Raw genomic sequence first — 9043 nt, 5'->3', positions numbered from 1 at the left:
CCGTTCACCGCCGTCTCGGCGGTGAACGGCGGGCAGAGGACTACATCGCACAGGCCCACAACCTCTCGAAGGTCCCGGGCCAGGTCTCCCGCGAGAGCGAGGGATTCGGGGATTGTCTTGTGCATCTTCCAGTTCCCCGCGACTATGCTTCTTCGCAAGGCCATCCCTCCCGTCATTTTGCGTCCTGCAACACGGCGACGCCCGGCAGTTCACGGCCTTCCAGGAACTCCAAAGAGGCCCCTCCACCTGTGGACACGTGGGTCATCTTCTCCGCAACCCCGAACTGCTCACACGCAGCAGCAGAATCCCCCCCGCCCACAATGGTGACGGCGGGCGACTCTGCCATCGCGCGCGCGATTGCGGAGGTACCCGAGGCGAACGCGGCCATCTCAAACGCCCCCATAGGGCCGTTCCAAATCACGGTCCCAGCTCGCATTATGATCCCCGAGAACCGGTCGGCAGTCTTTGGGCCTATGTCCAGGCCCATCCAATCCCCCGGTATCTTGTCCACCGCGACCACCCGGGACCTGGCAGACGCCTCGAACCTCTCCGCAACCACGATGTCGATGGGCAACTCGATGCTGACACCACGCGCCTCGGCGCGTGCCATCATGTCACGGGCAAACTCGACCCTCTCCACATCCAGAAGAGACTTCCCAACCTCATACCCTTTGGCGGCGAGAAACGTGAAGGCCATGCCCCCGCCTATCAGAAGCCCGTCTACCTTCTGGATGAGGTTCTCGATGACGCCCAGTTTGTCCACAACCTTGGCGCCGCCGAGGACTGCTATGAAGGGTCTCTTCGGGTCCGAGAGAGCTCCGCCCATGATCTCGATTTCTTTCTGCATCAGGAAACCCGCGACCCCAGGGATGTACCGCGCTATTCCTTCTGTGGACGCGTGAGCTCGGTGCGCAGTGCCGAACGCATCGTTGACGAAGACGTCCGCAAGAGCGGCGAGTCTGCTCGCAAAGTCCGGGTCGTTTTCCTCTTCCTCCCTGTGGAACCTGACATTCTCCAGGAGGACGATATCCCCGGGTTTCATCTGGGACACTGCTGCCCCGACTTCGGGCCCTACGCAGTCATCGAGCTTCCTCACAGGGAGGTTCAGGAGTTCGGACAACCTGGCAGCCACCGGGGACAAGCTGAACTCCGGGGCTGGGCGGCCTTTGGGCCTGCCCAGGTGGGAGGCAAGAATAACCCTGGCCCCCCGCTCAAGAAGGTACTTGATCGTAGGCAAGGCGGCCACTATCCGAGTGTCGTCCGTGATGTGCTGGTCGTCCGACATCGGAACGTTGAAGTCCACGCGCACGAAGACTCGCTTGCCTGCCAGATCCACATCGGTCACTGTAAGCTTGCGCACACGTGGTCAACTCCTTCTCAGGCTACATCTGCCGTGCGACGTAGCAAGCGAGATCGACCACACGCACAGAGTACGCCCACTCGTTGTCGTACCACGCCACCACCTTGACCATGTCGCCGTCCATCACCATGGTAGAAAGGCCGTCAACTATGGACGAGTGGCTGTCACCATTGAAGTCTCTCGAGACCAACGGCTCCTCGGTGTAGGCCAGGATCCCAGCAAGAGGCCCGTCGGCTGCCGCCCGGAGCGCCCCATTGACGTCTTCCACAGTCACGGTTTTATTGAGGTCGGCAACTAGGTCCACCACGGACACGTTCGGGGTGGGCACCCGGAGGGCGAACCCGTTGAGCTTTCCCTTGAGCTCTGGAAGAACCAGGGCAACCGCGGATGCAGCACCTGTGGTAGTCGGGATCATCGACATGGCAGCCGCCCTGGCGCGCCTCAGGTCATCGTGGGCGAGGTCCAGTATCCTCTGGTCATTGGTGTAGGAGTGGACGGTGGTCATCAGGCCTCGCCGGATCCCGAAGCTGTCGAGTAGCACCTTGGCGACAGGGGCAAGGCAGTTGGTCGTACACGAGGCGTTGGAAATGAACACGTGCTTCGCGGGGTCGTATTTCTTCTCATTCACGCCCATGACTATCGTGATGTCCTCGTTCTTGGCCGGAGCCGTGATTATGACCTTCTTCGCGCCAGCAGTCACGTGCTTCGACGCCTTGTCGCGGCTTCGGAAGACTCCTGTGGACTCTATGACGATGTCCACTCCCAGGTCGCGCCATGGGAGCATCGCAGGGTCTTTCTCTGCAAAGACCTGAACCCGCTTACCGTCCACCTCGATGTGCCCGTCTCCTGCCTTGACGTTCCCATGGTACCTGCCATGCACGGAGTCGTACTTCAGAAGGTGCGCGTTGGTTTCCGCATCCATCAGGTCATTCAAGGCGACCACGTCAAGTTCGGGGCGCCCAATAGCCGCCCTGAAAACAAGTCTGCCGATTCGGCCAAAGCCATTGATGCCTACCTTGATTGCCATCTGCTCCCGCCTCAACGGGCGGGATTCACCTCCCATTCTTCTTTGCTGCCGAGTATCATGGTTTGCATGCGCCTCGCTGCGCCCTCGTCCGTCACAAGCACGTGGGCAAAGCCGTTCCTCAACACCGCAGCCATTGCCTCCGCCTTCCTCCCCCCGCCGCCCACGGAGATGACCCGTTCGACGCGCCTGAGGTCGGTCAGGCGCAGGCCCAAGCTGGACGTCGCATACACCACGCGCCCTCCGGAATCGAAGTAGAAGCCGAAGGCCTCACCCACCGCGCCTCTGCTCTGGATCTCCCGGACCTTCTCGGCGGGCATGTTCCGGCGCCTGGCCATGTCGAGCGCGGTCCCGATGCCGTGCAGCACCACTCGGGCAGATCTGATAGTCTCGAGGACCTCTCTGATGCGTGGTTCCGCAAGCACGCTCGCGGCGGACTCCTCACCCAGATCGTCCGGGAGGTTGAGGAGGCGGTAAGCCCCTCCCAGTTTCTTTGCAAAGGCAGCCGCCACTGTGTCGGCCTGCTTCTCCACATCCTCACCCAGACTGCCCCGGGCGGGCACGACCACCACGTCACGCTTGCCTCCCGCCGAGACCGCCTCGTCAGCAATCGCCGCCATGGTGGTCCCGCCCGTGACTGCCAGCACATCGCCGTCGGCGATAACCTCCCGAAGGACCCGGGCAGCCGCACGCGCCATCTCCCTCTTGGCTCCCTGGTCGACATCGGAGTCTCCCCCGACCACCACCACGTGCTCCAGGGCAAACCCCCTCCTCAAGACGTCCTCGAGCTCGCCCATGCCAAGAAGCGATCGCACGTAGTCTTTCAGGTCCCAGAGGATATCCTCCCCATCCCGCGATAGGCGAATGCCATCCGAAGACACGACGACGAGGCCTGCTTCCCGGAGGGCGTCTTCCTCGCGCCTGATCACGCGCTCGGACTCACCGATCCTGATGGCAAGGGTTCTCCTTCCTACAGGCTGGGTGAAGAACACGTGCCTCATGATGTTGTAGCGCAGGACTATCGTGGAGGTCAGCTCAGGAGCAACCCTCTGCTGGACATCTACGACGTCTCTTATGTAGCACCACCCTCCCGCGCCCATGACTAGGTGCATTGGGACGGCTTTCGTCCCACTAGGTCGCATTGCGTCCCACCTCGGCGGAACAAACAGGCCTCTTCAACACCAAACGCGTAACTCCTTCTTGTCTCACAACATTTTCGGCGGCCTCTATCAGTACCTCTTCCTCTTCGCGGACGAGGGCACCGCCATCTCCTCCCGGTATTTGGCGACCGTTCTCCGGGAGATGCATATCCCTTGCCTTCCGAGCGCCTCGGCGATCTCCCTGTCCGAAAGCGGGGCCTTTTGATCCTCACGGGTAATCATCTCACTGATGAGCTTCTTTATGCTCGCCGCCGAGGCCGCATCACCCTCACTGGTGGACACACCACTCCCGAAGAAGAACCGCAGTTCGAATGTCCCTCTGGGGGTCTGGGCGTACTTGCCCACCGTAGCCCGGCTGACTGTGGATTCGTGCACTCCGATGTCCTGAGCGACCTGCCTGAGCGTAAGGGGATGCAACCGCTTGATGCCGTAGTCCAGGAAGTCACGCTGGAATCGGACTATGGACTCAGTCACCCGTTGTATGGTGCTCCTCCGCTGCTCGATGCTTCTTATCAGCCACAGCGCGGAGTTGAGTTTCTCCCTGATGAACTCCTTTGCGGATTCATCCGCCCCCCTGTCACTGAGCATGGACCTGTAGAACCTGCTTACGACAAGCCTGGGAACGGCAGTGTCGTTGAGCAGGACGATGTAGTCACCGTCTACCCTCTCGATGAACACATCAGGGACGATGTACCGCACGTCCGGTCCGGACTGGTAGTTCGCCCCCGGCCTCGGATTTAGCGATCTTATGAGGTCTATGGCTTCCTGAACGTCCTGTGGGGTTGCGCCTAGCGCCTGCGCGATATAGGATACCCGGCCCCGGGCGACGTCCTCCAGGTGCTGTAAGACAATCCGTCGGGCGAGCTTCCGCGTGGTCTCCGAAGCATCGGACGCATCTATCTGAACTTCCAAACACTCTGTGAGGTCACGCGAGCCCACTCCGACCGGTTCGAACCCCTGGATTAGACGGCGAACGGACTCGACAGCCTCCTGGGAGACTCCGAGAGCCTCCGCGATATCCGCACCGTCTCCCGAGATGAAACCGTTTTCATCCATGCACCCGAGCAGGTACTCCCCAATCCTCCTTACTTCACTACACCCAGATGCAATGTGCAGCTGAAGGCGAAGCTGATCTGCGAGGGTCGGCTCCCACCTCACTGTGTCACCTGGCCCATCCTCGGGATCGGGGTCTCTCGGCTCCCGTACGTACCCAAGATCCGTTCCGTCCCCGAAGTACCTTTCCCAGTCTACCTCCCCGCCTTGTGGCGCGCGGGAATCGGACCCGGAGGCCATGTCCCCGGTCTCGCCGGCCTCTGTTTCCTCGAGAACGGGGTTCACCAGGAGTTCATTCTCGACATACTTCAGGAGCTCGACTGTGGGCAACTGAAGAATGGTGATGGCCTGCCGGAGTTCCGGCGTCATCACAAGTTTCTGAACCTGCTTCAGAGACATTTCGTAAGTCATCTGCATCCTGGTTCACCTCGATCGCGGATCCTCTGCGCGATCCGCGCGAGCCTTCGCATTCTATGATTCACCCCGGACTTACCGATCGGGGGATGCACCATCTCCCCCAGCTCACTCAGGCTGGCCTCGGGGTTGTCCAGGCGGGCCCGGGCTATGGAAGCAAGGGTCTCGGGGAGGCGCGAAAGGCCCATGGCCTCCGTGATGAGTTCAATATCTTGTATTTGCCTGCACGACGCTTCAACGCTCTTGGCAACGTTGGCATTCTCCGCGTTGACCAGCCTGTTGACATTGTTCCTTATCGATCTGACTATCCGCGTGTTTTCGAGATCCAGTAGTGCGCCGGTGGCCTCCATCACCCTGAGGAGTTCGACCACATCATCACTATCCTTGAGATATACCACCGAGTGATCGCGTCTTTCGATTATTCGGGGGTGTATGTCGAACTCCTGGAGGAGCTTGGCAATGGCCTCGCCGTACGGCCTGTCGTCGACGGCGATTTCCAGATGATACCCGCGTCCCGGCTCACTGACATAACCTGCACCAAGAAAAGCCCCGCGGACATATGACCGCTTGCAGCACCGCTGCCGAACCACGCTCCTCGGGATTCCGGACTCTATGCCACCGTCACCCCATATGCCAAGCCGCTCGAGGAGTGACACAGCATCGGCTTCTTTGGGAATCCTGACGAGATATGTGTTTCCGCGCCTGAGCGTCCTGCCCTTCCTGACGGTAACCTCGACATCGGACCCACCAACTTCGCGCAGCAGAGCGACTATCTTGCGGGCCACTGCAGCGTTGGAATCGGCGAGCACCAGCGACAGGCTTCCCTCGGATACCTCAATGGTACCATCCGTCTTGACCAGGGCGGAGAGTTCCGCAATCCTACAGCAATCCCGGGCGGGCATAACCCGTACCAGTTCCTCCTTGGTGCGGTCGTAGAACTCCACCGGGCAGTCACCCCCACCTGCGCAGGACGCCTCATGGGTCATATTCCCCACTGAAGGCCGATTCCCTTCAAGAATGGAGTGCCAGGCCAGCCCCATCTCGGAGCGTGCCCTGAGAATGCCGGACCGGTTCTCGGGCATAGACTAGCAGGAAGGCACTGGGCCGTCCTTCACATTTCACATGTCCGGGGTGGTTTGGACCATGATGAGCATCATATGGATCGGTATGCTGGCGGTGGGCATTCTGGTGGGTGCTAGTACTGGCGACCCTCAGCTCATCACAGGTGCAGCCCTGAGTGCCTCCCGTGAGGCAGTCCAGTTGGCTCTGGGTCTCGCCGGGTCAATAGCACTCTGGTCGGGCCTCGCCCGGATCGCCGAGCGCGCTGGCGTCATGGATGCTATCGCCGCCTTGGCGAGACCGGTCATCGCTCCCCTCTTCCCTGACCTTCCGCGCAGGTCGCCCGCGTTATCGTCCATCGCCATGAGCGTGGGTGCAAACCTCCTGGGACTGGGGAGCGCCGCCACGCCCTTGGGGTTGCGTGCGATGCGGCAAATGTGGGAGGCCGGCGGGCAGACCGACACAGCCACGGACCCCATGTGCACGTTCCTGGCCATAACCGCCTCCAGTGTGACCCTGGTTCCCAGCACAGTCGTAGCGCTTCGCGCCCAGCTAGGCTCAGCAAGCCCAGCAGAAGTGATTGGGACCACGATATTTGCCACATGCTGCTCCACCGGAGTTGCCATTCTCCTGGACGCGGCAGCCAGACACAGCGCTAGACGGCGCCGAGGCCGGCAGGTCAGACGGGGGGGTGATGTAGGTGCAGGCAGGCGTTGAGCTGATAACCCGTGTTTCGGTCTGGCTGGTGCCGGCGTTTCTGCTCGGCATACCCCTCATCGGTGCGGCTAAAGGGCTCAAGGTGTATGATCTCTTCATCGAGGGCGCGTCGGAAGGGCTTCTCGTCGCGGCCAGACTCGTCCCCTATCTCATCGCAATCTTCATCGCTGTGAGCTTGCTCAGGGAATCTGGGGCACTGGCCCTAGCCAGCAGGGTTCTAGGCCCGGTGGCCGGGGCGATGGGAATCAACCCGGACCTGATCGGCCTCGCCCTTCTTCGGCCCATATCCGGCTCGGGTTCTCTTGCGATGCTAGCGGGGATACTCCAAGCGCATGGGCCAGATTCGTTCGTGGGCCGCTTAGCCTGCACCATGCAGGGGTCAAGCGACACTACCCTGTATATTCTGGCAGTGTACTTCGGCTCGGTGGGCGTGACCAGAACTCGACATGCGCTCTTGGTTGGGCTTGCGGCGGACATTGCAGGGTTCGCAGGTGCTGTCGTTGCGTGCAGGCTTCTCTTCGGCTAGGGGGGCCTTCTGACCGCATGCTGACGCCTAGCCCTGTCGGCGCTCAGCAAGCTTGATGATCTCCCGTGCAAGCGCCTGCGGATTGTGGCGGACCAGTTCAGTCTCACTCGCCATGGGGGCTTCCACGACTCCAAGACCGAGCTCTTTCAGGGAGTCCGCGTCCCAGCGAACCGGCCATGCGTTCTCCCGGCTATACTTGTCCTGCATCTCAAGGGAGATAGGCGCCGAGTTCACCAGGACCCAGTCAATGAGCCCATCCCCGGCATGGGAGATGATAGCCTCCACGTGATCACGAGCACTGTACCCGTCGGTCTCTCCCGGCTGAGTCATGACATTGCACACGTATACCCTGGTCGCACGCGCCCGTCTGATCGAGTCGGCGACTCCCTGCACCAGGAGGTTCGGGATGACGCTCGTGTAGAGGCTCCCCGGGCCGATAACGATCACATCAGCCTCCGCGATAGCGTCGAGAGCCTCTGGGAGGGGATGACATGTGTCGCGATCGAGGTAGACGTGGTCGATCCTGGCCTTACTCTTGCTTATCAAGCTCTCACCAAACACCTCCGTGCCGTCAACCAGTTTCGCCCACAATTGACAGCTGTCCAGAGTCGACGGCAGCACACGACCTCGGACCAAGAGCACTCGGCTGGACTCCTTGACGGCGAGTTCGAAGTCACCTGTTATGGCCGACATTGCTGCTATAAAAAGGTTGCCGAAACTGTGCCCACCTAGGCACGTGCCGTGATCGAACCTGTATTCGAAGAGGCGTTTCATGAGCGGCTCAGCGTCTGCTAAGGCCACGAGGCAATCACGTATGTCACCCGGCGGGAGAACGCCCATCTCTTCCCTGAGTCGCCCGGAACTCCCCCCATCGTCCATAACAGCTACGATAGCTGTTATGCTGTCGGTGAGCTCCTTGAGCCCCCGGAGCAACGTTGACAAGCCGGTGCCTCCTCCAAGGGCCACTATCCTGGGGCCTACATGCACACGGTCTCACCTCGCTCAGTCTATGGGAGTCTCCGGGATTGGGATTTCCACATCCCTATGCACCGCGCGGGCGCGGTATCCTTCCTCTCTCAGGTACTCGGTGATCCTGTTTGCAATCGTCACCGACCGGTGCTTGCCGCCGGTGCATCCCACGGCCACAACCAGATTGGACTTGCCTTCCCGAACATACTCTGGGAGGAGGAACTTGAGGAGATCGAACGCCCTGTGCAGGAAGCGTTTGGTGACGGGCCATCTCAACACGTACTGGCGGACTTCCGGGGCATTCCCGGTCAGCGGGCGGAGGGATTCCACGTAGTGAGGGTTGGGGAGAAACCGGACGTCGAAAACCATGTCCGCATCCTTTGGGATGCCGAGCTTGAAACCGAAGGATACGACGGTGACCCCTATCCTCGGAGCGGACGAAGGATCTCCGAACTTCGCAGAGATTTCCGCCCGGAGTTCCCGGGCGGACAGGTTAGTCGTATCGATCACGTAGTTGGCCCGTGCACGCATATCTGCAAGGAGCGCGCGCTCCTTCTCGAGGCCGTCGAGGATACCACCCTCGGGCGCCAGCGGGTGGGGGCGTCGGCTTTCCTTGAACCTCTTCACCAGCACCTCCTCGGAGGCCTCCAAGAAAACAATCTGGTAATCGAACCCCGAGTCCTCAAGGTTGGCCAGGGCAGATGAGAGCTGGCCGAAAAACTCCTCGCCGCGGACATCGATGACAAGCGCGACCCGCTTGA

10 protein-coding genes are annotated in these 9043 nt (G+C 60.9%); 2 read left to right on the top strand and 8 right to left on the bottom strand.

Going from position 1 to position 9043, the window contains the following annotated elements; all coding sequences use genetic code 11:
- The 6 genes from NUW23_04055 to whiA form a co-directional block, all read right to left on the bottom strand.
- On the bottom strand, window positions 1-164 hold a 164-nt coding region (locus NUW23_04055), incomplete at its 3' end, for a triose-phosphate isomerase (protein MCR4425350.1).
- Between the two features lie 8 nt (window positions 165-172).
- Window positions 173-1360, bottom strand: a complete 1188-nt coding sequence (locus tag NUW23_04050; GenBank protein MCR4425349.1) for a phosphoglycerate kinase — start codon at window positions 1358-1360, stop codon at window positions 173-175.
- A gap of 22 nt (window positions 1361-1382) precedes the next feature.
- Window positions 1383-2387, bottom strand: a complete 1005-nt coding sequence (gene gap, locus NUW23_04045; protein ID MCR4425348.1) for a type I glyceraldehyde-3-phosphate dehydrogenase — start codon at window positions 2385-2387, stop codon at window positions 1383-1385.
- Between the two features lie 11 nt (window positions 2388-2398).
- On the bottom strand, window positions 2399-3526 hold the full coding sequence (locus NUW23_04040) for a hypothetical protein (GenBank protein MCR4425347.1): 1128 nt from the start codon (window positions 3524-3526) through the stop codon (window positions 2399-2401).
- A gap of 87 nt (window positions 3527-3613) precedes the next feature.
- Window positions 3614-5014 (bottom strand): RNA polymerase factor sigma-54, encoded by a 1401-nt coding sequence (gene rpoN / locus NUW23_04035; GenBank protein ID MCR4425346.1) that lies wholly within the window; start codon window positions 5012-5014, stop codon window positions 3614-3616.
- Window positions 5005-5997, bottom strand: coding sequence for a DNA-binding protein WhiA (gene whiA, locus NUW23_04030; protein MCR4425345.1), 993 nt, complete (start codon window positions 5995-5997; stop codon window positions 5005-5007). The genes rpoN and whiA overlap by 10 nt, the downstream gene beginning before the upstream one ends.
- Before the next feature lie 157 nt (window positions 5998-6154).
- On the opposite strand from whiA, the gene NUW23_04025 reads away from it, so the two are divergent.
- Together NUW23_04025 and NUW23_04020 are read left to right on the top strand one after the other, a co-directional pair.
- Window positions 6155-6787 carry a spore maturation protein gene (locus NUW23_04025; protein ID MCR4425344.1) on the top strand — a complete coding sequence of 211 codons (633 nt, stop codon included), beginning with the start codon at window positions 6155-6157 and terminating at the stop codon, window positions 6785-6787.
- Window positions 6771-7313 (top strand): spore maturation protein, encoded by a 543-nt coding sequence (locus NUW23_04020; protein MCR4425343.1) that lies wholly within the window; start codon window positions 6771-6773, stop codon window positions 7311-7313. The genes NUW23_04025 and NUW23_04020 overlap by 17 nt, the downstream gene beginning before the upstream one ends.
- A 27-nt stretch (window positions 7314-7340) precedes the next feature.
- Here the strand turns inward: NUW23_04020 and NUW23_04015 are convergent, their stop codons facing one another.
- The gene (locus NUW23_04015) at window positions 7341-8279 is read right to left on the bottom strand and encodes a YvcK family protein (protein ID MCR4425342.1); all 939 of its coding nucleotides are present in this window, start codon (window positions 8277-8279) and stop codon (window positions 7341-7343) included.
- 36 nt (window positions 8280-8315) lie between these two features.
- The coding region (gene rapZ, locus NUW23_04010) for an RNase adapter RapZ (GenBank protein ID MCR4425341.1) at window positions 8316-9043 on the bottom strand (728 nt) is incomplete at its 5' end.

The organism is Bacillota bacterium (assembly GCA_024655925.1).
GTDB lineage: Bacteria > Bacillota > DTU025 > DTU025 > JANLFS01 > JANLFS01.
Note: the sequence above shows the minus strand (reverse complement) of the source record. Positions and strands in the feature narration are given on the sequence as shown.